The organism is Pseudolysinimonas sp. 10J20-29 (assembly GCF_055809595.1).
The window spans coordinates 91,377-114,123 of record NZ_CM147917.1 but is presented as its reverse complement, the minus strand read 5'-3'; the positions used below and the strand labels follow the sequence as shown (position 1 = coordinate 114,123).

The following is a 22,747-nucleotide window of genomic DNA, read 5'->3' as shown; positions in this document are numbered from 1 at the left end:
GCGAGCCGCGCCCCCAGGAACACTACCGTAACGTGAAGGTTGGGAGGGATCGCATGAGCAGCGCACCGGGCACGGTCATGCACATCGGCGAGCTGGCCGAGCGCTCCGGGCTGTCGCTGCGCACGCTGCGCCACTACGACGAGATCGGCCTGCTGACGCCGAGCGGCCGCACGACGGCCGGATACCGCGAGTACACCGAATCCGACCTCGAGCGCCTGCTCGTCATCCGCCGCATGAAGCCGCTCGGCTACTCGCTCGAGCAGATGGCGACCGTGCTCGCGGCCATCAACGACGCCACCCAGCAGCACGACATCGCCGAGCTCAACCGCTTCATCGCGGATGCGGAGGATCGCCGCACCGCCCTGCTCGGGCAGGTCGCGATGGCCGACGACTTCCTCACGCGCCTCCGCTCGCTGCGCGGTGCCGAGGGCTAGGTTCTGAGGTCATGGCGACCGGCGGCTCTCGACGCGTGCGGGCGGCCCGACGTCGCCGGCGGCGCGTCGCACTCGCCGACAACGACCTGACGCCGCCGCAGTGGGAGGCGATCGTCGCGGCCTGGGGCGGCTGCGCGTATTGCGGCAGCCTCTCCCCCGCTTTGCAGAAGGACTGCGTGCTGCCGATCTCGCGCGGCGGGCGTTACACCCTCGACAACGTGGTGCCGGCCTGCGCCTCGTGCAACGCGAGCAAGAGCAACGACGAGGTCACCTCGTGGATGCGGCGCAAGCGCCTGGACGAGCCGCGCTTCCTGGTGCGCTTCGCCGAGGTGGTCGCCGAGCTCCGTCCGCACTCGCCCGAGGCCTGAGCGCCGCCGGCTCCGGGCCGCGCACCGTGCGGTCCGCGCCGTCGAAGTAGACTCGACCCCCGTGACCGACCGCACTCTGATCAAGAACCTCGCCGCGCTTGCCGACGGCCCCGTCTCCGTCTCCGGATGGGTGGAAACGGTGCGAGATCAAAAGAAGGTGCAGTTCGTCATCCTGCGCGACGAATCGGGAGCGGTTCAGCTCGTCAACCCGGCGACGCGCGAGGCCGAGAGCCCCGAGCAGCAGCCCGCGCTGGAGCTCACCGAGTCGATCTCGGCGCTCTCGAGCGGCACCTTCCTCACGGTGACCGGCGAGCTCAAGCACGACGAGCGCGTGAAGCTCGGCGGCCTGGAGATCAAGCTCTCGGGCCTCGACGTGGCGGCTCCCGCCCTCGACTCGCCGATCGCCGACGACTCCTCGATCGACAAGCGCCTCGACTGGCGCTTCCTCGACCTGCGCCGCCCGGAGCAGAACCTGATCTTCCGCGTGCAGACGACGTTCCTGCACGCGCTGCGCACCTGGTGGGTCGAGAACGACTTCATCGAGATCCACACCCCGAAGCTCATGGCCAGCGCCTCCGAGTCGCGCGCCGAGCTGTTCGAGGTCGAGTACTTCGAGACCACCGCCTACCTCGCGCAGAGCCCGCAGTTCTTCAAGCAGATGGCGCAGCCGGCCGGCTTCGGCAAGGTCTTCGAAGTGGCGCCCGCGTTCCGCGCTGACCCGAGCTTCACGAGCCGCCACGCGACCGAGTTCATCTCGGTGGACGCCGAGATGAGCTGGGTCACGAGCCACGAGGACGTCATGCGGATGCACGAGCAGCTGCTCGTGGCCGGCCTGACCGCGGTCGCCGAGAAGCACGGCGCCGAGATCGAGGCCGCGTTCGGCGTGACCGTCACCGTTCCGAGCCTGCCGTTCCCGCGCATCCCGCTCGCCGAGGCGCACCAGATCCTCGAGAAGCGCGGCTACACGGTGCCGCGCGCCGACGGCGACCTCGACCCCGAGGGCGAGCGCCGCCTGAGCGAGTACGTGCGCGAGGAGCTCGGCCACGAGTTCGTCTTCGTGACCGACTACGCGACCGGAATCCGGCCGTTCTACCACATGCGCCACGAGGGCGACGCGAGCCTCACGAACAGCTACGACCTCGTCTTCAACGGCGTCGAGATCTCGACCGGCGCCCAGCGCGAGCACCGGGTCGACGTGCTGATCGAGCAGGCGAAGGAGAAGGGCCTCGAGCCCGAGGAGCTCGACTTCTACCTCGACTTCTTCCGCTACGGCGTGCCGCCGCACGGCGGGTTCGGCATGGGCCTCAGCCGCGTGATCATGCTGCTGCTGCACCAGTCGTCGATCCGCGAGGTCACGTACCTGTTCCGCGGACCGAACCGCCTCACTCCGTAGTGGCGGGCGGCGCGTTCTCGGGGCCGGAGACTCGGCCCCGCTCGCGTTGCGATCGGGTGCGTCGGTGTCGGTTTTCGTCACAGCTCCATCTCGAAGGTTGACATCGGTATGCGCTTTCCATATGTTTCTGGAAAACGCATTCCCAACACGTTGTTACAAGGAGGTCTTCGTGAAGAATCGCACCAAGCTGAGTGGTGTCGCCGCAGTAGGCGCCCTCGCTCTCGCCCTCACCGCCTGCTCCGCTGACACGGCGCCGGCGGCCGATCCCGCCGACGTCACCGGCACGCTCCGCGTCCTCATTCCCAGCTTCCCGGCCAGCAACGAGGGCACGGCGGCGTTCGATGAGGTCGTCGCCGCCTTCCAGGAGGTCTACCCGGGAGTCGAGGTCGAGCCCGACTTCGCCACCTTCGGCAACCTCAACGAGAAGATCTCGACCTCGATCGCCGGCGGACAGCCCTACGACATCCTCGTCACCGGTGTCGGCTGGGTTCCGCCGTTCGCCTCGCAGGGCGCGTTCCTCGACCTCGCCGAGTACGGCGTCACGGCCGAGTCGCTGGCCGCGGACGCCAATCCCGCGATCGTTCCCGCCGTCACCTACGACAGCGCGGTGTACGCGTACCCGCTCATCATGGGCCCGAAGCCGGCGGCGCTCAGCCGCTCGGCGTTCGAAGCCGCGGGGCTCGACCCCGACTCGCCGCCGACGACGCTCACCGAGCTCGCCGACGTGGCTGAGCAGCTCACCGAGCGCGACTCGAGCGGCAACATCACCCGTGTGGGCTTCGACTTCTGGGCCCCCGCGAGCAACTACCGTCACACCTACGTCTCGGTGCTCGGCGCGCTCGGCCGCGACCTCTACGAAGACGGCGCTCCCGGCTTCGACGGCTCCGAGGGTGTCGCCGCCCTCGACTGGATCGACGAGATGATCAACGACCGCGGCGTCATCAACTACGGCCAGGTCTCGGCCTCGGGCGCACCGCTGCTGTACACCGGGGAGGCCGCGATGGGCTTCGTCGGCGGGTACATCGACTGTGAGGCCGTGACGCAGGAGGTCTGCGACGACCTCGTGTTCTTCAACCTGGCCGACGAGCGCGAGGTCATGTTCTCGGGCGGACAGGTCGCGTTCGATCGGGGCGGGCACCGACCTGCCCGACGCCGCGTGGGCGTTCATCGAGGCGCTCGCCTCGCCCGAGTCGCAGGCCGTCATCGCCTCGCTCAACTTCGGTGTTCCGGCCGCATCCGGCTCGGAGAACGCCGAGGTCGTGCTGAGCAACCCGGCGAGCCAGTTCGCCTACGCCAACCTCGAGTACGTGGTCTTCGAAGGCGGTGCGGCCAACTGGCTCGACCTCCGCAACGAGTTCAACACGCAGCTCGACCTGGCGCTGCTCGGTCAGGACTCGGCGCAGAACGTGCTCGACTTCCTGGCTTCCGAGTCGGAGTAGGTCACCCCTTGCGTATCCGGGGCCGGCGCCGAACCGGCCCGGCCTCGGATACGGTTCCTGGGTAAACCCCCACACTGGAGGCTTCACAATGACGTCGAGCGTTGACCAGCAGGTCGCAGCCGCATCCCCGGACGCTCCCGGGCGACCGCCCGTTCGCCGCCGCGCGAACGGCATGATCCGGGCGCAGCGCCGAGCGGGCCTGATCATGATCGCCCCGGCCCTGATCAACATCTCCGTCTTCCTCGGACTTCCGCTGCTCCTCGCGATCGCGCTGAGCTTCACCGACTACGGGCTCTTCGCCCCGCCGAAGTTCATCGGCGTCGAGAACTACGCCGAGCTGATCGGCGACAAGAGCTTCCAGGTCTCGGTCGTCAACACCACGATCTTCACCGTGATGGTGGTGCCGTTCGCGATGGCCCTCGCGCTCATCCTCGCCGTCGCCCTCAACGTCAACATCCGCGGCCGCAGCATCTTCCGCGTGCTCTTCTACATCCCGGTGGTCACGGCGACCGTCTCGGTCGCCACGGTCTGGCTCTGGATCCTGAACCCCAACGTCGGCCTGGCGAACGCGATCTTCGGCCTCTTCGGCCTCCCGCCGTCGCGCTGGCTCGACTCGCCCGACACCGCGCTGCCGACCCTCGCCATGATCGCCATCTGGCAGGGACTCGGCGCCAAGATGGTCATCTACCTCGCGGCACTCCAGGGCGTCGACCCCGTGCTCGTGGAGGCGGCCCGCCTGGACGGCGCCAACAAGTGGCAGGTCTTCTGGCACGTCACCTGGCCCTCGCTCGGCCCCGCCCACTTCTTCGTGTTCATCACCTCGATCATCGCGTCGTTCCAGATCTTCGACCTGGTCTACGTCACGACCCAGGGCGGCCCCGCCAACGCGACGCGCGTGCTCGTGTACGACATCTACGAGAACGCGTTCTCCCGACTCGACTTCGGCTACGCCGCCGCCGAATCGGTGGCCATGTTCATCCTGATCGGCATCTTCATCGCCGCCGGGCTCCGTCTGCAAAGGACCAAAGCTGATGACAAGTGAGGCCATGATCTCCGCCCGGACCGGGCGTCGCGACGTCGGCGCGCTCGTCCGTCGCGCGCTGCTCTACATCGTGCTGACGGTCGCCGCCTTCGCGATGGTGCTGCCGTTCCTCTGGATGGTGCTGACCTCGCTCAAGTCGCCCGCCGAGGTCACCACGTTCTCGTGGTTCCCGACCGAGCTGCACTGGGAGAACTACGTCGAGGCGATGGGCGCCGCCCCGTTCCTGCAGTACTTCCGCAACAGCCTGTTCCTCGTGATCGGCCAGACGACGCTCACGCTCGTGTTCGCCACGGCGGCGGGCTACGCGCTCGCCAAGCTGCCGATCTTCGGCAAGAAGTACGTGTTCGGCTACGTCATCCTGCTGCTGATGGTGCCCTTCCAGGTCGTGCTCGTGCCCCTGTTCCTCGTGGTCAAGCAGATCCCGCTCTTCGGCGGCAACGACATCTTCGGCCAGGGCGGCAGCGGCTGGCTCGACACCTGGTGGGGTCTGATCATCCCGCACGCGATGGCGCCGCTCTACATCTTCCTGTCGCGCCAGTTCTTCACCTCGCTGCCGGACGAGCTCGCCGAGGCCGCGCGCATCGACGGCGTGAGCGAGTTCGGGATCTTCGCCCGCATCATGCTCCCGCTCATCCGTCCAGCCCTCGTGACGATCACGGTGTTCCAGGTCGAGGCCGCGTGGAACAGCTTCATCTGGCCGCTGATCGCGACGAGATCGCAAGACCTCCGCCCGCTGCAGGTCGGCCTGGCGATCTTCGCGCAGGACCCGCTCAACGTGCAGTGGAGCTACCTGATGGCCGGCGCGACGCTCGCGACGATCCCGATGATCCTGCTCTTCATCGTCGGACAGCGCTACTTCGTGCAGGGGCTCGCCAACTCCGGCCTCAAGGGATGACCCTCCCGAACGCCGGCCCCGCCCGCGCGCTCATCTTCACGGGCGGGGGCGAATACGCCGACCCCTGGCACCCGTTCCGAGAGACCTCAGAGCGCCTCGCCTCGCTTCTCGCCGAGGCCGGGTGCGAGGTCGCCGTCGTGGACTCGGTCGCCGAGTTCGCCGCCGCCGGTCCGGTCGGCCTGATCCTCATGAACGCCGGAACCGGCGGTGTGCCGCACGAGCGCGACGCCGAGCTGATGGCGGCCGTCCGCTCGCACCGCGCGCGCGGCGCCGCCGTCCTCGGCATCCACGCCGCCGCCAATCTGATGCCGGAGCTGCCGGAGTGGGAGGGCGTGCTCGGCGGTCGCTGGGTTCGCGGCACGTTGATGCACCCCGACTTCGGCACCGCCGAGATCACGATCGTCGGCGCCCACCCGTGCCTCGCCGGCGTCGGCGACTTCCTCGTCGAGGATGAGCGCTACAGCTTCCTGCGCGTCGACCCGGGCGTCGAGGTCCTCGCCACCCAGGTGCACGCCGGGGTCGAGCATCCCGTGGCCTGGGTGCTCGAGACCTCCGGCGCACGCGTCGCCTACGACGCCCTCGGCCACGACGTGCGAAGCTACGACAGCGACACCCACCGCCGCCTGCTGCGCAACCTCGTCGCGTGGCTGCTCTCGAACGACACCGCGAGGATCGACTCGTGACCACGCCCCGCTACGGCATCCTGATCGGCTCCGAGCTGCTCGCGCATCGACTCTTCGGCCCGGGCTTCGAGGCGCTCGCGACCGTCCCGGGCGAGCTCGTGCTCCCGGTCGTCACCGACCTCGACGACCCGGCCGCCCGGGAATCGCTGCGCGACGTCGAGGTGCTGCTGACCGGCTGGGGTGCGCCGCAGGTGAGCGCCGCCTCGTTGGACGCGCTGCCTCGCCTGCGCGCCATCGTGCACGCGGGCGGCGGCGCCGACGGCGTCGCACCGAACCCCGCGCCGCCGGGCTTCGTCGCCTCCGCCGCGGGCGATGTCAACGCCGTGCCCGTCGCCGAGTACTCGCTCGCGATGATCCTGCTCGCCTGCAAGCAGGTCTTCGCCGCGACGCGGCGCTACCGCGAGACGCGCGCCTTCATCGACCGCGAAGCGGAATTCCCCGAGGCGGGCAACTTCGGCCAGGTCGTCGGCCTCGTCGGCGCGTCCCGCATCGGACGGCGCGTGATCGAGCTGCTTCGGCCCTTCGACCTCCGGCTCGTGGTCTCCGACCCGCACCTGGACGATGCGCGCGCCGCCGAGCTCGGGGTCGAACGGGTGAGTCTCGACGAGCTGCTCGCGATGAGCGACGTCGTCTCGCTGCACGCCCCGCTCACGCCCGAGACGACCGGCATGATCGGCGCGGCCGAACTGGCACGCATGAAGCCCGGCGCGACGCTGCTCAACACGGCGCGCGGCGGCGTCGTCGACCACGAGGCACTCGAGCGCGAGCTCGTCTCGGGGCGCATCGACGCCATTCTCGATGTGACCGACCCGTGGGAGCCGCTGCCGGCGGCGTCGCCGCTGTGGGAGTGCCCGAACGTCCTGCTGACCCCGCACGTCGCGGGATCGATGGGCACCGAGCTGCGCCGAATCGGCGACCACGTCGCGGCGGAGGCCGCGAGAGCGCTGCGGGGCGAGCCGTTCGCGACTCCGTGGGAGCTGCACCGGTAACGAGCCGGGCCCACACACATCCAACCATTAGCGTCGGGTATGCTCGAAAACGCTCGCCGTTCCGCGTTATCTGCCCGAGCAGCACGTCGATACATCCAATGTTTTGGCATCGCGCTGGTCTCGGAGACCGCGAGAGCACACCATCAAGGAGGATCTGCGCGTGCCCAACACGATCGTGTCACCGAAGCCGTCCGAGCGACGACCCAACATCGTCATCGTCCTGGCCGACGACATGGGCTGGGGCGACCTCGGCTGCTATGGGGCCTCGGCGATCCCGACCCCCCACATGGATGCCCTGGCGCGCGACGGAGTCCGCCTCACCGACGCGCACTCCTCCTCCGCGGTCTGCACGCCGAGCCGCTACTCGATCGTCACCGGCCGCTACGCCTGGCGCAGTCCGCTCAAGGAGCACGTGCTGCACGGACACGGCCCCGCGATCATCGAGCCCGACCGTCCCACGATCGCCTCCGAGCTGCGCGACGCCGGCTACGCGACCGCCGCGATCGGCAAGTGGCACCTGGGCCTCGGCTGGACCCGCACCGACGGCACCGTCGTCTCGGCGTTCGGGCCGGACGCCGACACCGACTTCACCGACAAGCCCGAGCAGTACCTCCACGACAACATCGACTACGCGGCCGGCTTCACGGGCGGCCCGTGCGAACTCGGCTTCGACACCTTCTTCGGCATCGCGGGTTCGCTCAACATGCCCCCGTACTGCTACCTGGTCGACGACAAGACGCTCGGGATCCCGGATCGCCCGAAGGAGAGCTACGCCACGTCCCAGCTGCGCGGCCTGCAGGTCGAGGGCTGGAAGGACGACGAGGTCGACGAGCGCTTCACGCACGAGGCGACCGAGTGGATGCGCGCCCAGGCCGAGCAGGACCAGCCCTTCTTCCTCTACCTCGCCACGGCCGCGCCGCACCGCCCGTGCGTGCCGCCGGAGCGCTTCCACGGCATGTCCGATGCGGGCCTGCGCGGGGACTCGGTGTGCCTCGTCGACTGGATCGTGGGCGAGCTGGACCGCACGCTCGAGGAGCTCGGCATCCGCGACGACACGATGGTGATCGTCACCAGCGACAACGGCGCCCCGATGATCTTCCCCGAGGACGGCGACACCGAGGTGCACCGCCCGAACGGTCCGTTCCGCGGGCAGAAGGGCGACATCTGGGACGGCGGCCACCGCGAGCCGCTGCTCATCCGCTGGCCGAACGGGCTTCCCGCCGGCGCCGTGCGCGACGACCTGACCTGCCTCACCGACCTCTACCCGACGGCGCTCGCGGCCGCCGGCGTGGAGCCGTCGCCCGGCGCCGCCGAAGACGCCGTCGACCTGCTCGGTCGGCTGAAGGAGTCCGGCCCGACGCCGCGCACGCTCCCCGTCGTGCACCACAGCATGCGCGCCGCGTTCGCCGTGCGCCTGGAGAACTTCAAGGTCGTCTTCACCACCGAATCGGGCGGCGGCTTCTCGACGCCGGGCGGCGAGAAGTACTCGGCGGATCAGCCCCTCGGCCAGATCTACGACCTCGATGCCGACCCGGCGGAGACGACCAACCTGTGGGATGCGCGTCCCGATCTGGTCGCGCGCGCCCACGCCGCCGTCAGCGCGGCGACCGCGGGGGCCGACACCGGATTCGCCGCGGAGGCCGTCCCCTCGGGCGCCTGACGCCCCGCACCCCGCGCCGCCCCGCACCCCGCGACGACCCGACGCTCCGACGCCCCCCCCCCGACGCCCCGGCGCCGAGTCGGGTTCCGTGTGAGTTCTCGCGCGGCGCCAGCGGAATGCGCTTACATCCAATGTTCACGGCCAATCAACGCGGACTAGTCGAGGAATTTACGCCTTTACCGTCAGTGTTGACGCGCAAACATCCGATGTCTATCATCAAGACAGCGCTCACCCCCGAACAAGGAAGTTCAATGCCCCTGCGAGAACCACGTCCGACCCGGTCTCGCGTCGGCCACCCCTTCTCGCACCCCACCCCGTCGCTCGACGCCGCCCACCGGCCCGCGTCGCCGACCCGCATTCGTCGCTGAGAAGCGACCCCGGCGGTCATAGCCGACCGCCTGTCCGAATCACACGAAAGGGACACACCCCCATGAAATCGACAGCAACGATGCCGCGGTTCACACGCCGCGCCACTGCGGTGCTCGCCGGCGTCACCGCCGCCGGCCTCGCCCTCACCGGCTGCACCGCCGGCAGCGAGTCCGACGGCGACACGGTCACGATCGTCGTCCAGCAGCAGGCGAACTGGGACGCCATGATGAGCGTTCTGGTTCCCGCCTTCGAAGAGGCCAACCCGGGAATCGAGGTCGAGCTCTCCACGATCGACAACGACACCCGTTCGTCGACCAACACGCAGATCATCGCGGGCAACAACCCGCCGGACATCGCGCTGGTCTCGGGCAACTCGCCCGTCTACTACGAGACGGTCGCCAACGGCGAGCTGCTCGACCTGACCGACGTGTGGGAGAGCGCAGACCTCTACAACCGCTATGGCCCGGAGACGGTGACCGCCCTGCAGTACGACGGCACCCCGTACCTCGTGGGCATCGCCGGCATCTACTTCAACATGGTGTTCTACAACCAGGACATCTTCGACGAGGTCGGCATCGACGTTCCGGACAACCACCGCGTCGCGAGCGACGCCGAGTTCTTCGCCATGTCGGACGCGCTGCGTGACGCGGGCTACGACCCGCTCGCGGTCGGCGGCTCCTCGCCGTTCCAGTGGGGCTGGCAGGTCGCAGGCCTGCTCCAGAGCTACTCGACCCCCGAGGAGATGGAGAACTACCTCACGTCGTACAGCCCTGAGGTCGAGGTCACGGCCGACTACACCGACGACGCGTTCGTGAACACGATCGAGCGCCTCCAGACCTGGGCCGACGCAGGCGTGTACCAGGACGGCTACCTCGGTCAGGACTACGACGCCGCACAGGCGCTGTTCTTCCAGGGTCGCGCCGGCATGCTGCTGGGCGGCAACTTCACCGCGGGCGCGGTCGACACCAACGGTGCCGGCTTCGAGTACGGATGGTTCCTCGCCCCGGCGGGCGACCAGGGCGACTCGCAGCTCATGACCTACCTCGGTGAGGCCCTGTCGATTCCGGCCGGCGCCGCGCACCCGGAGGAAGCCAAGAAGTTCCTCGAGTTCTGGGTCTCCGACGCCATGCAGGCGGACGCGGTCTCGAACTCCGGCTTCGCGCTCCCCTCGGTCAGCACCCTCGACATCGACGACCTGCCGGGCGTGCCCGAGGTCGTGCGCGAGATGGTTGCCGACGCCAACGCGAACGGTGCTCCCATCGGATGGACCGCGGCCACCCCGGGCTTCTTCGCCCAGGAGCCGATCGGCACCGAGGTCGCCTCGATGCTCGCCGGCCAGCTGACCGCGCAGGAGATCGCTGAGAACCAGCAGCAGCGACTGCTCGACATCCGCTCCGAGTAACCCACGGCAGTGATGCGGGGGTCGCGCGCGCTGGCGCCGGCCCCCGCATCCCCAAGAGATTGAGTGCATCATGACCGACTCCGCTATCTCGCGGCGACCCATCACGCCGGCCACGCGCGCCCGACGCCGCAAGACGCTCCTCATCTGGGGCATGCTGGCGCCCGCGCTGGCGCTGATGGCGATGTTCTATGTGGTCCCGACCGTGCAGGCGGTGCGGATGAGCTTCTCCGACTGGGGAGGCATCGGCGAGATCACCTTCGACGGCTTCGACAACTACGCCGACCTGCTCGCCGGAACGCAGATCTACGAATCCCTGTGGATCACCATCACCTTCGCCTTCTTCTCGGCGCTCGGCCGCGTCGGGATCGCGACCCTGCTCGCGGCCGCCGTCAGCCAGGGCGTCCGCGGCTCCAAGTTCTACCGCGTCATCTGGTTCGTTCCCGCCGTCGCCCCCTCGGCCGCGGTCGCGGTGTACTGGAACACCGCCTTCCAGCCCGGCGTCGGAACGTTCAACGCGGTCCTGGCCCTGTTCGGCCTCGATGACCGCTCGGCGCTCCTCGCCGACGCCGCCACGGCGCTCATGCCGATCATCATCGTCGACATCTGGGTCGGCGTCGGCTTCGCCTTCCTGCTGATCCTCGGCGCCATGGAGGCCGTTCCGACCTCCGTCTACGAGGCCTCGAAGATCGATGGCGCGGGGCGCATCCGCCAGTTCTTCTCGATGACGCTGCCGCTCATCCGCCCGGTGCTCGTGGTCGTCTCGATCCTCCAGCTCATCTGGGCCTTCAACAACTTCACGCTCGTGTGGGGCATGACGAAGGGCGGTCCCGGATCGGCGACCGCCACTCTCCCCGTGCTCGTCTACCGCGAAGCGTTCGTCAGCGGCGACTACGGCACCGCCACCGCGGTCGCCGTGCTGTCGGGGGCGTTCCTCATCCTGATCGGATTCGCCGCGATGCGATTCAGCAAGTCGAAGCAGGGCTAATCATGAAAAAGATCAAATCCGCACTCGCCCAGGTCCCGCTCGTCGTCTGGACGTTCATCACGGTCATCCCGTTCGTCTTCATCGGGCTCCTGGCCTTCCGGTCGCAGCGTGACATCTACGCCTACCCGCTCGGCTTCGGCGGCGACTTCATCCTCGACAACTTCGTGACCGCGTGGGAGGGGCCGTCGGGCGGCGAAGGCCTCGCGACCTACTTCTTCAACACGCTCATCGTCGCCATCGCCGGCCTCATCGTGAACCTCGGCGCGGGCCTGCCCGCGGCGTACTTCTCGACACTGCTGTCGGCGCGCGCGCGTCAGATCTTCCTGGGGGTGTTCCTGGCCGGATCGATCATTCCGATCATCCTGCTGGTGGTGCCGTACTTCCAGATCTTCGACGCGCTGACGATCGTCAGCAACCCGATCGCGGTCGGCGTCGCCTACGGCGTGCTCTCGCTGCCCACCTCGGTGCTCGTGCTGCATGCCTTCTTCGTCGACTTCCCCGCCGAGCTCACCGAGGCGGCGGCCATTGACGGGCTGAGCCACTTCCACGCCTTCTACCGGATCGTCGTGCCGCTGTCGCTCGGCCCGATGGTCGGCGTGGGGCTGCTCGCACTCGTCTTCATGTGGGGCGAGGCGCAGCTCGGCATCGTGCTGCTGCAGTCGGCGGACTCCCAGACCGTTCCGGTCGGTCTGCTCGGCTTCCGCGGAATGTTCTACGCACAGCTCGGCCCGATCTTCGCGGGGCTCGCCCTCGCGTCGATCCCGATCGTCGTGGTGTACCTGTTCCTCAACAAGCACATCACGAAGGGAATCGCCCTCGGCGGCGTCTTCCGCTAGCGCAGGACCTCAATCGGGCCGTGGGAGCGAGAGCTTCCACGGCCCGATTGTCGTTGCGCGGCCGTGTCCTTGCGCGGCCGTGTCCTTGCGCGGCCGTGTCGGCGCGCGGGCGCGCACGGGCGCGCTCGGACGCGCCGGGCGCCGCGGTGCACGGCCAGCAGCAGGTGCGCGGGCGCCCGGTCAGACCGTGAGACGCGTGCGCTCGACGTCGTCGAACCAGTCCGCGATCGCGGCCGTCATCGACCGAACGCGGTCGGGGTGCTCCGCCGCCAGGTCCGTCGTCTCGCCGGGGTCCGCACCGAGATCGAACAGCAGCGGCGCGAGGTCGTCCGGCCGCTCGAACGTCGGGGTCGGCGAGTCGTCGAGCTTCTCCGGCGGCGCATCCGCGTACTTGAGCGCGGCGTCGGTGTCGAGATCGCTCTGCAGCACATCGAGGGTGGTGCCCCACCCCGGCCAGACCAGCTTCCAGTCGCCGTCGCGCATGGCCGCGTTCGAGTCGGCGACGGGCCGGTAGCGCGTCCACTGCCAGAAGCGGGTGGGGTTCGACTCGGCCCGCTCGCCCCGCAGCGAGCCGAGGATGCTGCGCCCATCGAGCGCCGGACCGGCGTGCCGCGCTCCGGCGACCTCGAGCAGGGTCGGCATCCAGTCCACGAAGTGGACGAGGTCGTCGGCCACCGGCGCGGCAGCGAGGCCGTCGGCCCAGCGCACGATCATCGGCACGCGGATCCCGCCCTCGTAGACGAGCGTCTTCGACCCTCGGAGCCCGAGATTGCCGCGCAGGGTGGTGCTGGGGCCGTCGGCGGAGAAGTCGGGCCCGTTGTCGCTCGTGAACATGATGAGCGTGTTGTCGGCGATCCCGCGGTCCTCGAGCAGCTGCAGCAGCGAGCCGATGCCGTCGTCGACGACCTTGAGCATCGCGAAGATCGTCGCGACCCCGCGCGACACGGCGCCGCCCTGCTCGAAGCGCTCGACGAGCTCCTCCGGCGCCTGCAGCGGGAAGTGCGGCGCGTTGTAGGACAGGTGCAGGAAGAACGGCTCGTGCGCGTGCCGGTCCACGAAGTCGAGCGCCTCGGCGGTGAAGACCTCGGTGAGGTAGCGACCATCGGCCCGCATCGGGACCCCGGCCTTCTCGATGCGCCAGTCCCAGTAGTCCTGCCATCCGCCCTGGAACCCGACGAACTCGTCGAAGCCGCGGCTTCTCGGGTGGAAGGCCGGATCGAAGGCGCCGGTGTGCCACTTGCCGACGAGTCCGGTCGCGTAGCCGGCCGCGGAGAGGCCGTCCGCGATGGTCTGCTCGCCGACCTTCAAGCGGTCCAGGCCCCGCGCCTCCATCGTGTCGATGACGCCGGTGCGGTGCGGGTAGCGCCCCGTCAGCAGCGCCGCACGGGCTGGCGCGCAGACCGGCGAGCCGGAGTAGTGCTGCGTGAGCGAGAACCCGTCGGCGGCGAGCTGGTCCAGGACCGGTGTCGAGGACGCACCGCCGTTCGAGTGCGAGAGATCGCCGTTGCCCATGTCATCGACCACGATCTGGATGATGTTCGGGCGAGCGAGCGACATGACTCTCCTCAGTGCGACGGCGGACCTCGCCTCAGTCTACAGAGATCGGATGTCTCACCGCGGGTGCACGCTCGGAGCGCCGCCGCGTGCCGATTGGGCACTGTTTCATCCAACCTTTGAGCGCCGCGCCGATCCGCGGCACTCCGCCCTCGCTAGGCAAGGTCCTCGACCGTCGCGCCGGCCGCGTTGCTGATGACCGACTCCACGGCCTTCTTCGCGGACGCCTTCTGCACGTAGTTCTCGCTCACCGCGAGCGTCTGCCCGTTGGCGGCGACGATGCGCCAGAAGTACGGCTGCTTCTCGCTCTTGCCCTTGACGATCTGGAACTTCATGGTGCGAACTCCTTCGTTCGAGTGACCCAGACCTCCACCTAAGCACGGAGCCACGGCGCTGACCAGGGCGCCGCGGGCGGCCTAGAGGTCGAGATCGACGCAGACCCGATCGGCGGTCAGCTCGCGCGGCAGCGCCGCGAAGGCCACGTGCGCGGGGTGCGACTGGTAGGTGTCGAGGTCGGCGAGCGTGGCGAAGTCGACCCAGAAGGCGACGTCCCAGTTGCCGTCGACGACGCCGACGTCGGCGCCGACGGTCAGGTGCTGGATCTCCGGGATGATCGGGACGAGTTCCTGCAGCCCGACCGCGAGGCGCCGGGCGGCCTCCTCCTTCTCGGCGGGCTCGGTGGCCTTGAGCTTCCAGGCGACGATGTGACGGATCATGCGGTGACCTCCTCGAGTCGACGACGCAACCGCTCCGGGTCGACGCGCCAGATGGTGTGGACCCGGTCGTCGATCAGCACGACCGGGATTTCTTCGACGTACGCGTCGAAGAGCTCCGCGTCGTCGAGAATCGATCGCTCATCGAAACTGACACCGGGGAACTCGTCGAGCACCTGCAGCACCACGGCCCGTGCGTCGTCGCACAGATGACAGCCGGGCTTTCCGACCAGAGTCAGGCGTGGTGCACTCACGTCGCCACCCTACCGGCGGCTAGAGTTGCGCCGATGTCCGTCTCCGACCTCAGCCCGAGCGATCGCCCGATCATCGCGTTCTTCGATGTCGACAACACGCTCATGCGCGGCACCAGCATCTTCCAGGTCGGCCGCGAAGCCGTGGCCAGCGGACTCCTGCGCTGGCGCGACATCTGGCGCTTCGTCTGGCATCAGGCCCGCTTCATCGCGGTCGGCGAGAACGACCTGCACCTCGTCTCGGCCCGCGAGCGCGCCCTCGGACTCGCCGCCGGCCACACCCGAGAGCAGATCATCGGACTCGGCGAGCGCATCTGGGAGCGCCGGATTCAGCCGCGGCTCTACCCCGAGTCGGTCGAGCTCGCCCGCGACCACCTGCGCAAAGGCCACGAGGTCTGGCTCGTCTCGGCGACGCCGTGGGAGGTCGGCGACCTGATCGCCCGCAAGCTGGGGCTCACCGGCGCGCTCGGCACCCAGGTGAAGACCGTCGACGGCGTCTACACCGGGGAGCTCATCGGGCACGTGCTGCACGCCGAGCGCAAGGCCGCGGCGGCGCGCGCCCTCGCGGCGAAGGCGGGAGCGGATGTCGCCGACTGCTGGGCCTACTCCGACAGCCGCAACGACATCCCGCTGCTGGAGCTGGTCGGCAACCGGATCGCCGTGAACCCGGACGCGATCCTCACCCACCACGCGCACAAGCACGGCTGGCCGATCCTGCGGCTGACCGCCAAGAGCATCCGTGCGGCACGGAAGCGGGTGGCGCGGGAGGCGCGACGGGTGAAGCGCTCGGCACAGCAAAAACGCCCGGCCTAGACGGCTCGGGCGTTTCTGGTGCGCTTGGTGGATTTCGATACGCGCTTCGCGCACTCAATCCCCGGGTTTCGATACGCGCTTCGCGCTACTCAACCCGCAGGACGGGAGACGCGCTTCGCGCTACTCAACCCGCAGAGCGACTTACTTCTTGTTGCGGCGCTGGTGGCGCGTCTTGCGCAGCAGCTTGCGGTGCTTCTTCTTCGCCATGCGCTTGCGGCGCTTCTTGATGACGGAACCCATGTTCACCTCGCTTGTTCGGAGTCGGGACCACCGGGTCCTCAACCGAACCGCGGAAATCTAACCTCCAGAGTCTACCCGGAGACCCTGGATCGAGCGAAACGAGCGCTCAGCCGACGTTCGACTCGGGCAGCTCGATCGCGTGCGAGACCGCCGATTCGGGGATGCGGTAGCTGCGTCCGAAGCGCACCGCGGGGAGCTCCCCCGCGTGGACCATCCGGTAGACGGTCATGTTCGAGACGCGCATCATCTCGGCCACTTCGGCGACGGTGAGGAAGCGCACGTTGGACAGGTCCTGGGCCATGCCGCCTCCGTTCCGACTCGCGGTCGTGTCTCGTGTGATCTGTGTGACTCCTGTGACAGGAGTGCATCGCGAGACTAGCGCTGCCGGACGGCCCTGTCTAGGCCCTGATCAGTCCTTCGAGCCGCGGAACGGCAGGATCTCGGTCACCTTGTGCTGCACGCGCTCGAGTCGCGCCTGCGCCCCGTGAAGCCGGTCCTGCGCCGCGTCCAGGGCCGCGCGCGCGGAGTGCGCGGTGTCGGCGGCCGCGCGACCGACGCGGCCGGCGACGCCGGTTCCCGCCCAGGCGGCGAACACCGTCGACTGGGCCGAGGCGTCGCTCTCCTGCGACAGCCGCTCGGCGTCGCGCGCGAGGAACGGCGAGAGCCACCCGTCGAGCTCCTCCAGCGGCGCGGGGTCGATCCGGTAATAGCGATGCTGACCCTCTTCGCGCACGGCGACCAGCCCATGATCGCGCAGCACCTTGAGATGCTTCGACACGGTGGGCTGGCTCAGCCCGAGCGCCTCGACGAGTTCACCGACGGACACCTCCCCCACGTATTCGTCCGCCTGGGCGCGCGCAAGCAGCAGTTCGAGCAGGTGGCGACGCGTCCCGTCAGCGAGACACGTGAAGATGTCGGCCATGACCCAAGACTAGATCGCTCGCGTCCCGAGTACCATGGCCCCCTGTGCGCGCGAATCTTGCGAGAGGGCGGCGGGGATCCGGTCGGTTCCCCGATTCGAGGTCGCGCCCGGCGCGGATTCGGGACGCCTTCGATGACTTCGCCCGGCGCTCGCCCTCGCGATTCGCGATCCTCATCTTCACCGGTCTGATCCTTGTTCTGACGGCGATTCTCGCGACGCCGTGGGCCGCGCGCGACGGCGAGGCGACCCCGATCGTCGACGCGCTGTTCACGGCCGTCTCCGCGATCTGCGTCACCGGGCTCGTCACGGTCGACATGGCGACGCACTGGTCGACCTTCGGCAACGTCGCGATCCTGATCGGCCTGCAGGTCGGCGGCATCGGCGTGCTGACGCTCGCGAGCATCCTCGGCCTCGTCGTCTCGCGCCGCCTCGGCCTGCGCGCCCGACTGATCGCGGCGAGCGACACCAACGCCTCGCGCCTGCACGCCGGCCCGGTCGCCGAGTCGCAGGCGGTGCGCCTGGGCGAGATCGGCGGTCTTCTCGCGACGGTCGCCCTGTCGACGCTCATCATCGAGCTCATCCTCATGCTGTCGCTCGTGCCGCGCCTCCTGGTGCACGGCCTCGACCCGTGGTCGGCGACCTGGAAGGGCTTCTACTTCGCCGCCTCCGCCTTCACCAACACGGGCTTCGTGCCGACGGTCGACGGCGTCGAGCCCTTCGCGACCGACCCGTGGTTCCTGACCACGATCGCCTTCGGCGTCTTCCTCGGCAGCCTCGGATTCCCGGTCATCTTCGCCGTGCTGCGCACCGTGCGCTTCCGGGTGCGCCTGCCGATCCACGCCAAGCTCACCCTCGTCACCACGATCGCGCTGGTCGTTCTCGGCTCCGTCGCGATCCTCGTCCTGGAATGGTCGAACCCGGCCACCTTGGGCAGCCAGGACGCGGCCGCGCGGCCCATGACGGCGACCTTCCTCTCCTTCATGACCCGCTCCGGCGGCTTCGCCAACGTCGACGTCGGCGCGATGAACGGCGCCGCGCACCTCGTGATGGACATGCTCATGTTCGTCGGCGGCGGCTCCGCCTCCACCGCCGGCGGCATCAAGGTCACGACCCTCGCGGTGCTGTTCCTCGCCGCCTACGCCGAGGCCAAGGGCGACACCGACATGCAGGCCTTCGACCGCCGCATCCCCAACGACGTGCTTCGGCTCGCCGTCAGCGTCGTCCTCTGGGGCGCCACGATCGTCGCCGCCGCCTCGATCATCATCCTGCGGATCACCGACGAGCCCCTCGACCGCGTGCTGTTCGACGTGATCTCCGCCTTCGCCACCTGCGGACTCAGCACCGGGCTCACCGAGACCCTGCCGGATGCGGGCAAGTATGTCCTCGCCGCCACCATGTGGGCCGGTCGAGTTGGTACCGTGACACTGGCCGCCGCACTCGCGGCGAGCCAACGCCGTCAGCTGTTCACGCGCGCCGAAGAGAGGCCCATCGTTGGTTGAGCGAATCCCCCACGACGCCCCGGTGCTGGTGCTCGGCCTCGGCCGGTTCGGCGCCGCGACCGCCGGGCAGCTTCAGCGACTCAACCGCGAGGTGCTCGCGGTCGACGAGGACCCGAACCTGGTGCAGAAGTGGGCCGACCGGGTCACGCACGCCGTTCAGGCGGATGCGCGCTCGATCGACGCCCTCCGCCAGATCGGCGCCGCCGACTTCAAGGTCGCGGTCGTCGCGGTCGGCTCCTACGTCGAGGCAAGCGTGCTCATCACGGCGAACCTGGTCGACCTCGGGATCCCGCAGATCTGGGCGAAGGCCGTCAGCCAGTCGCACGGCAAGATCCTCTCGCGCATCGGCGCCAACCACGTGATCTACCCGGAGGCGGAGGCCGGCGTGCGCGTCGCCCACCTCGTGTCGGGCCGCATGATCGACTTCATCGAGTTCGACGACGACTTCGCGATCGTCAAGATGTACCCGCCGAAGCCGATCCGCGGACTCAGTCTCACCGACTCGCACGTGCGCACGAAGTACGGCATCACCGTCGTCGGCGTGAAGAGCCCCGGCAAGGAGTTCACCTACGCGACGGCGGACACGGTGGTCTCGAACCACGACCTCATCATCGCCAGCGGGAAGGTCGCCGACCTCGACCGCTTCGCGGCCCTCGGCTGAGTCGCCGACCGCGCGCTCGGGTCAGGACCCCGCGGCGATCTCCTTCGCCCGCGCGACGGCGGCGTTGGCGGCACGCGTGAACAGGTCACGCAGCTCGGCCTCCTCGAGCACGGCGACCGCGCGCTCGGTGGTGCCCTTCGGGCTGGTCACGCGGCGACGCAGCTCGGTGGCATCGACGTCGGCCCCCGCCAGCAGCTCGCTCGCGCCGCGCACGGTCTGCTCGACCATCAGCTTCGCCTGCTCGGGAGTGAAGCCGAGATCGATCGCGGCCTGCGTCCAGCGCTCGATGAGCAGGAACACGTAGGCGGGGCCGGAGCCGGACACCGCGGAGAGCGCGTCCAACTGCGCCTCCGGCACGACGATGACCTCGCCGACCGTCGCGAAGAGCGCCGCCACGAGCGACACCTGGGCGTCGTCGACGCGGGAGCCCGCCGAGACCCCGGTGACCCCCAGGCCCACCAGCGACGGGGTGTTCGGCATCGAGCGCACCACCGGATTGGCGACGAGCGCCTCCATCGACTCGGTCGTCACGCCCGCCGCCACGCTCACCACGATGGCGTTCGGCTCGAGCGCGTCGGCGATCTCGCGCAGCAGGTCGGCGATCATCGCCGGCTTGACGGCCAGGAGGACGAGCCCCGCGCCGGCCACGGCGCGACGGTTCGCGTCGGGCGTCGTCTCGAGCGAGAGGACCTCGATGCCGTCGGCGGACATGCGCGCGGCGCTCTCGGCGCTGCGCGTCGTGACGACCACGCCGTCGTCGGCCGCCGCGGAGCGGCGCAGCCCCGCGAGGATCGCCCCTCCCATCGACCCCGCGCCGAGGATCGCGATGCGGGGCAGACGAGTCGTTTCGGAGGAGGAAGCGGTCACTCGCAGAGTGTAACTTGGGACCGCGCGCCCAGTTTCGAGCGCAGAGGGGACCTGATCGATGAGCACCTCGGGCGGAACAAAGGCCGTCATCGCGGCTCTGCTGGCGAACTCCGGCATCGCGATCACCAAGTTCGTCGCGTTCGCCTTCTCCGGTTCGAGCGCGATGCTCGCCGAAGGCGTGCACTCGGTCGCCGACGCGGCCAACCAGGGCCTGCTGCTGTTCGGCGGCCGGCAGGCCAAACGCAAGGCTGACGCCGAGCACCCCTTCGGCTACGGGCGCGAGCGCTACGTGTACGCCTTCGTCGTCGCCATCGTGCTGTTCTCGGTCGGTGGCGTCTTCTCGCTCTACGAGGGCATCGAGAAGCTGCAGCACCCGCACCCGCTCGAGGTGCCGTGGCTGCCGATCGTCGTGCTCGTCATCGCGATCGTGCTCGAGTCGTTCTCCCTGCGCACCGCGGTCATCGAGTCGAACCTCGCCCGCGGCGACCAGGGCTGGATCGCGTTCGTGCGCCACGCCAAGCAGCCGGAGCTGCCCGTCGTGCTGCTGGAGGACATCGCCGCACTGCTCGGCCTGACCTTCGCGCTCGTCGGCGTCGGCCTCACGATCATCACCGGCGACCCGACCTGGGATGCGATCGGCACCATCGCGATCGGCGTCCTGCTCGTGCTCGTCGCCCTCGTCCTCGGCATCGAGACGAAGAGCCTGCTCGTCGGCGAAGGCGCGACCCAGGCCAACGTCGCGAAGATCCGCGAGGCTCTCGTCTCGCACCCCCAGGTCGAGACGATCATCCACATGAAGACCCTGTACGTGGGCCCGGACGAGCTGATGGTCGGCGCGAAGCTCGCGTTCCCCAAGGGCACGTCGATGTCGAATGTCGCCAGCGCGATCAACTCGGTCGAGAAGAGCGTGCGCGCCGCCGTGCCGCACGCCCGCATCATCTACATCGAGCCCGACGTCTTCCACTCGCCGCACGACTACAACCCGCCGACCGACGCCATCGTCATCAAGAGCGCCGACTAGCGCCCCCGAAGGAGCACCATGGAAACCGTTCTCAATCTCGTTCTCGTTCTGCACTTCCTCGGCCTGGCGGCGATCATCGGGGTGTTCCTGGTGCAGATGCGCGCGAACTCAGGATTCCGCACCGACATCCTGCTCACCGGCGCGATCACCCAGGTGGTGACCGGTCTCGCCCTCGTCGCGATCCGCCAGATGGGCGACATGGGGGTCGACAACGCGAAGATCGCGGTCAAGCTCATCATCGCCCTCGTCATCCTCGCGGCGGCGATCCTCGCGAGCATCAACAAGCGCAAGGGCGGCAAGATCAAGCCGGCCTTCCACGCCGCGGGCGGACTCGCCGTGATCAACGTGATCATCGCGGTGCTCTGGGAGTAGCTCCGCGCGGCCTCAGCGCCGTTTCTCGAAGAACTCGCGGAGCAGCTCCGCCGCCTCGACGCCTCTCACACCCGTGGTCACCTCGACCCGGTGCGGGAGGCGTTGATCGCGTACCAGGTCGTGCTGGCTTCCCACCGCTCCCGCCTTCTCGTCCCAGGCGCCGAAGATCAGGCGCGGGATGCGCGCCGCCAGGATCGCCCCCGCGCACAGCACGCACGGCTCGAGCGTGACGACGAGCGTCGTGTCGTCCAGGTGCCAGTCGCCGATCGCCTCCGCCGCGCGACGGATCGCGACGACCTCGGCGTGCGCGGTCGGATCCTGGTGCAGCTCGCGCTCGTTGCGCCCGGTCGCCAGCACGCGGCCCTGCCCGTCGAGCACGACGGCGCCGACCGGAACGTCGCCGGTCGCGAGCGCGGCCCGCGCCTCGGCCAGGGCGAGCTCCATGACCTCGTCGTCGGTCATCCACCCTCCCGTTTCGGTGCTGTCAGTTCAGCATGGCGCCAAGCTGAATTGGCACCATTCGAAACGGTGGGCCGCCGGGGCGGGGTGCGCGTTCCGATAGATTGAGCCTATGCGCCTCCACGTCGCCGACCACCCGCTCATCACCCACAAGCTCACGGTGCTTCGCGACGAGCGCACCCCGAGCCCGACGTTCCGCAACCTGGCTCGCGAACTGGTCACGCTCCTCGCCTACGAGGCGACGCGCGATGTGCGCGTGACGCCGGTCAGCGTGACGACGCCGGTGACCGAGACGATGGGGGTCGAGATCGCCGAGCCTCGCCCGCTCGTCGTGCCGATCCTGCGTGCCGGGCTCGGCATGCTCGACGGCATGACGGCGCTGGTGCCGACGGTCGAGGTGGGATTCCTGGGCATGGTGCGCGACGAGGAGACCCTGCAGCCGACCACCTACGCGACGCGCCTTCCGGATGACCTCGCGGGCCGTCAGTGCTTCCTGCTCGACCCGATGCTCGCGACCGGCGGCTCGCTGATCGCCGCGATCGAGTTCCTGTTCGAGCGCGGCGCCGAGGATGTCACCGCCATCTGCCTGCTGGGCGCCCCCGAGGGGGTCGAAGCGGTGCGCGCGGCGACCGAGGGACGCAACGTCACCGTGGTGCTGGGCGCGCTCGACGAGAAGCTCAACGAGGTCGGCTACATCGTGCCCGGACTCGGCGATGCGGGCGATCGGCTGTACGGAACCGTCTGAGCCGGGTTGCGTTTTGCCCGCCGGTACAAGAAACTGACAGGCATGACCGACCGCACGCACACCCTGACCTCCTTCGAGGCTTGTGGGACCGCCGACATGATGTCGGCGCGCGCGGTCACCTGTTGTCGAATGTGT

The 22,747-nt window shown here is 69.2% G+C and carries 27 protein-coding genes; 18 read left to right on the top strand and 9 right to left on the bottom strand.

The window, feature by feature from the left end; translation table 11 throughout:
- Positions 1-53 precede the first annotated feature (53 nt).
- The 12 genes from AC0L6Y_RS00595 to AC0L6Y_RS00540 all read left to right on the top strand — a co-directional run bounded on the left by AC0L6Y_RS00595 (position 54) and on the right by AC0L6Y_RS00540 (position 12,495).
- Positions 54-434: a MerR family transcriptional regulator gene (locus AC0L6Y_RS00595; RefSeq protein ID WP_473553621.1), complete on the top strand. Its 381-nt coding sequence runs from the start codon at positions 54-56 to the stop codon at positions 432-434.
- Positions 435-445: 11 nt separating this feature from the next.
- Positions 446-802, top strand: coding sequence for an HNH endonuclease (locus AC0L6Y_RS00590; RefSeq protein ID WP_473553617.1), 357 nt, complete (start codon positions 446-448; stop codon positions 800-802).
- A 61-nt stretch (positions 803-863) separates the two neighbouring features.
- A complete protein-coding gene (gene aspS, locus AC0L6Y_RS00585) occupies positions 864-2,195 on the top strand; it encodes an aspartate--tRNA(Asn) ligase (RefSeq protein WP_473553614.1) in 1,332 nt (443 codons plus the stop codon).
- A 169-nt stretch (positions 2,196-2,364) separates the two neighbouring features.
- Positions 2,365-3,699: an ABC transporter substrate-binding protein gene (locus AC0L6Y_RS00580; protein WP_473553611.1), complete on the top strand. Its 1,335-nt coding sequence runs from the start codon at positions 2,365-2,367 to the stop codon at positions 3,697-3,699.
- A 23-nt stretch (positions 3,700-3,722) separates the two neighbouring features.
- Positions 3,723-4,676, top strand: a complete 954-nt coding sequence (locus AC0L6Y_RS00575; protein ID WP_473553609.1) for a carbohydrate ABC transporter permease — start codon at positions 3,723-3,725, stop codon at positions 4,674-4,676.
- Positions 4,666-5,571, top strand: coding sequence for a carbohydrate ABC transporter permease (locus AC0L6Y_RS00570; RefSeq protein WP_473553607.1), 906 nt, complete (start codon positions 4,666-4,668; stop codon positions 5,569-5,571). Before AC0L6Y_RS00575 ends, AC0L6Y_RS00570 begins: the two co-directional genes overlap by 11 nt.
- Positions 5,568-6,254, top strand: a complete 687-nt coding sequence (locus AC0L6Y_RS00565; RefSeq protein ID WP_473553605.1) for a ThuA domain-containing protein — start codon at positions 5,568-5,570, stop codon at positions 6,252-6,254. The genes AC0L6Y_RS00570 and AC0L6Y_RS00565 overlap by 4 nt, the downstream gene beginning before the upstream one ends.
- Entirely contained in the window at positions 6,251-7,243 is a 993-nt protein-coding gene (locus AC0L6Y_RS00560) for a hydroxyacid dehydrogenase (protein ID WP_473553602.1), read from the top strand. Before AC0L6Y_RS00565 ends, AC0L6Y_RS00560 begins: the two co-directional genes overlap by 4 nt.
- A 160-nt stretch (positions 7,244-7,403) precedes the next feature.
- The gene (locus AC0L6Y_RS00555; protein WP_473553599.1) at positions 7,404-8,903 is read left to right on the top strand and encodes a sulfatase family protein; all 1,500 of its coding nucleotides are present in this window, start codon (positions 7,404-7,406) and stop codon (positions 8,901-8,903) included.
- Between the two features lie 448 nt (positions 8,904-9,351).
- Positions 9,352-10,674 (top strand): ABC transporter substrate-binding protein, encoded by a 1,323-nt coding sequence (locus AC0L6Y_RS00550; protein WP_473553596.1) that lies wholly within the window; start codon positions 9,352-9,354, stop codon positions 10,672-10,674.
- Positions 10,675-10,744: 70 nt separating this feature from the next.
- A complete protein-coding gene (locus AC0L6Y_RS00545; protein ID WP_473553594.1) occupies positions 10,745-11,659 on the top strand; it encodes a carbohydrate ABC transporter permease in 915 nt (304 codons plus the stop codon).
- A gap of 2 nt (positions 11,660-11,661) precedes the next feature.
- Complete coding sequence (locus tag AC0L6Y_RS00540) at positions 11,662-12,495, top strand: carbohydrate ABC transporter permease (protein WP_473553592.1); 834 nt, start codon at positions 11,662-11,664, stop codon at positions 12,493-12,495.
- A 180-nt stretch (positions 12,496-12,675) separates the two neighbouring features.
- Here AC0L6Y_RS00540 and AC0L6Y_RS00535 read toward each other — a convergent pair whose 3' ends face one another.
- The 4 genes from AC0L6Y_RS00535 to AC0L6Y_RS00520 form a co-directional block, all read right to left on the bottom strand.
- Positions 12,676-14,052, bottom strand: a complete 1,377-nt coding sequence (locus AC0L6Y_RS00535) for a sulfatase-like hydrolase/transferase (protein WP_473553589.1) — start codon at positions 14,050-14,052, stop codon at positions 12,676-12,678.
- Positions 14,053-14,204: 152 nt separating this feature from the next.
- A complete protein-coding gene (locus AC0L6Y_RS00530; RefSeq protein ID WP_473553585.1) occupies positions 14,205-14,384 on the bottom strand; it encodes a YegP family protein in 180 nt (59 codons plus the stop codon).
- Positions 14,385-14,465: 81 nt separating this feature from the next.
- Positions 14,466-14,765, bottom strand: coding sequence for a Dabb family protein (locus AC0L6Y_RS00525; protein ID WP_473553583.1), 300 nt, complete (start codon positions 14,763-14,765; stop codon positions 14,466-14,468).
- The gene (locus AC0L6Y_RS00520) at positions 14,762-15,016 is read right to left on the bottom strand and encodes a glutaredoxin family protein (RefSeq protein ID WP_473553581.1); all 255 of its coding nucleotides are present in this window, start codon (positions 15,014-15,016) and stop codon (positions 14,762-14,764) included. The genes AC0L6Y_RS00525 and AC0L6Y_RS00520 overlap by 4 nt, the downstream gene beginning before the upstream one ends.
- 33 nt (positions 15,017-15,049) lie before the next feature.
- Here AC0L6Y_RS00520 and AC0L6Y_RS00515 point away from each other — a divergent pair, with 33 nt between their 5' ends.
- A complete protein-coding gene (locus AC0L6Y_RS00515; RefSeq protein WP_473553578.1) occupies positions 15,050-15,826 on the top strand; it encodes an HAD family hydrolase in 777 nt (258 codons plus the stop codon).
- 141 nt (positions 15,827-15,967) lie between these two features.
- Here the strand turns inward: AC0L6Y_RS00515 and AC0L6Y_RS00510 are convergent, their stop codons facing one another.
- The 3 genes from AC0L6Y_RS00510 to AC0L6Y_RS00500 form a co-directional block, all read right to left on the bottom strand.
- Positions 15,968-16,066, bottom strand: a complete 99-nt coding sequence (locus AC0L6Y_RS00510; RefSeq protein WP_003792170.1) for a 30S ribosomal protein bS22 — start codon at positions 16,064-16,066, stop codon at positions 15,968-15,970.
- Positions 16,067-16,172: 106 nt separating this feature from the next.
- A complete protein-coding gene (locus AC0L6Y_RS00505; protein ID WP_473553576.1) occupies positions 16,173-16,367 on the bottom strand; it encodes a helix-turn-helix domain-containing protein in 195 nt (64 codons plus the stop codon).
- 108 nt (positions 16,368-16,475) lie between these two features.
- On the bottom strand, positions 16,476-16,988 hold the full coding sequence (locus AC0L6Y_RS00500; protein WP_294179674.1) for an ArsR/SmtB family transcription factor: 513 nt from the start codon (positions 16,986-16,988) through the stop codon (positions 16,476-16,478).
- A gap of 116 nt (positions 16,989-17,104) precedes the next feature.
- On the opposite strand from AC0L6Y_RS00500, the gene AC0L6Y_RS00495 reads away from it, so the two are divergent.
- Together AC0L6Y_RS00495 and AC0L6Y_RS00490 are read left to right on the top strand one after the other, a co-directional pair.
- Entirely contained in the window at positions 17,105-18,487 is a 1,383-nt protein-coding gene (locus tag AC0L6Y_RS00495; RefSeq protein ID WP_473558557.1) for a TrkH family potassium uptake protein, read from the top strand.
- The gene (locus AC0L6Y_RS00490) at positions 18,480-19,148 is read left to right on the top strand and encodes a potassium channel family protein (protein WP_473553574.1); all 669 of its coding nucleotides are present in this window, start codon (positions 18,480-18,482) and stop codon (positions 19,146-19,148) included. Before AC0L6Y_RS00495 ends, AC0L6Y_RS00490 begins: the two co-directional genes overlap by 8 nt.
- A 21-nt stretch (positions 19,149-19,169) precedes the next feature.
- On the opposite strand, the gene proC is transcribed toward AC0L6Y_RS00490, so the two are convergent.
- Complete coding sequence (proC, locus tag AC0L6Y_RS00485) at positions 19,170-19,952, bottom strand: pyrroline-5-carboxylate reductase (RefSeq protein WP_473558554.1); 783 nt, start codon at positions 19,950-19,952, stop codon at positions 19,170-19,172.
- Positions 19,953-20,073: 121 nt separating this feature from the next.
- Here proC and AC0L6Y_RS00480 point away from each other — a divergent pair, with 121 nt between their 5' ends.
- Together AC0L6Y_RS00480 and AC0L6Y_RS00475 are read left to right on the top strand one after the other, a co-directional pair.
- Positions 20,074-21,036 (top strand): cation diffusion facilitator family transporter, encoded by a 963-nt coding sequence (locus AC0L6Y_RS00480; protein WP_473553572.1) that lies wholly within the window; start codon positions 20,074-20,076, stop codon positions 21,034-21,036.
- Positions 21,037-21,054: 18 nt separating this feature from the next.
- Complete coding sequence (locus AC0L6Y_RS00475; RefSeq protein WP_473553570.1) at positions 21,055-21,408, top strand: hypothetical protein; 354 nt, start codon at positions 21,055-21,057, stop codon at positions 21,406-21,408.
- Positions 21,409-21,420: 12 nt separating this feature from the next.
- On the opposite strand, the gene AC0L6Y_RS00470 is transcribed toward AC0L6Y_RS00475, so the two are convergent.
- A complete protein-coding gene (locus AC0L6Y_RS00470; protein ID WP_473553568.1) occupies positions 21,421-21,870 on the bottom strand; it encodes a nucleoside deaminase in 450 nt (149 codons plus the stop codon).
- Between the two features lie 109 nt (positions 21,871-21,979).
- Here AC0L6Y_RS00470 and upp point away from each other — a divergent pair, with 109 nt between their 5' ends.
- On the top strand, positions 21,980-22,612 hold the full coding sequence (gene upp, locus AC0L6Y_RS00465; RefSeq protein WP_473553566.1) for a uracil phosphoribosyltransferase: 633 nt from the start codon (positions 21,980-21,982) through the stop codon (positions 22,610-22,612).
- Positions 22,613-22,747: the final 135 nt, after the last annotated feature.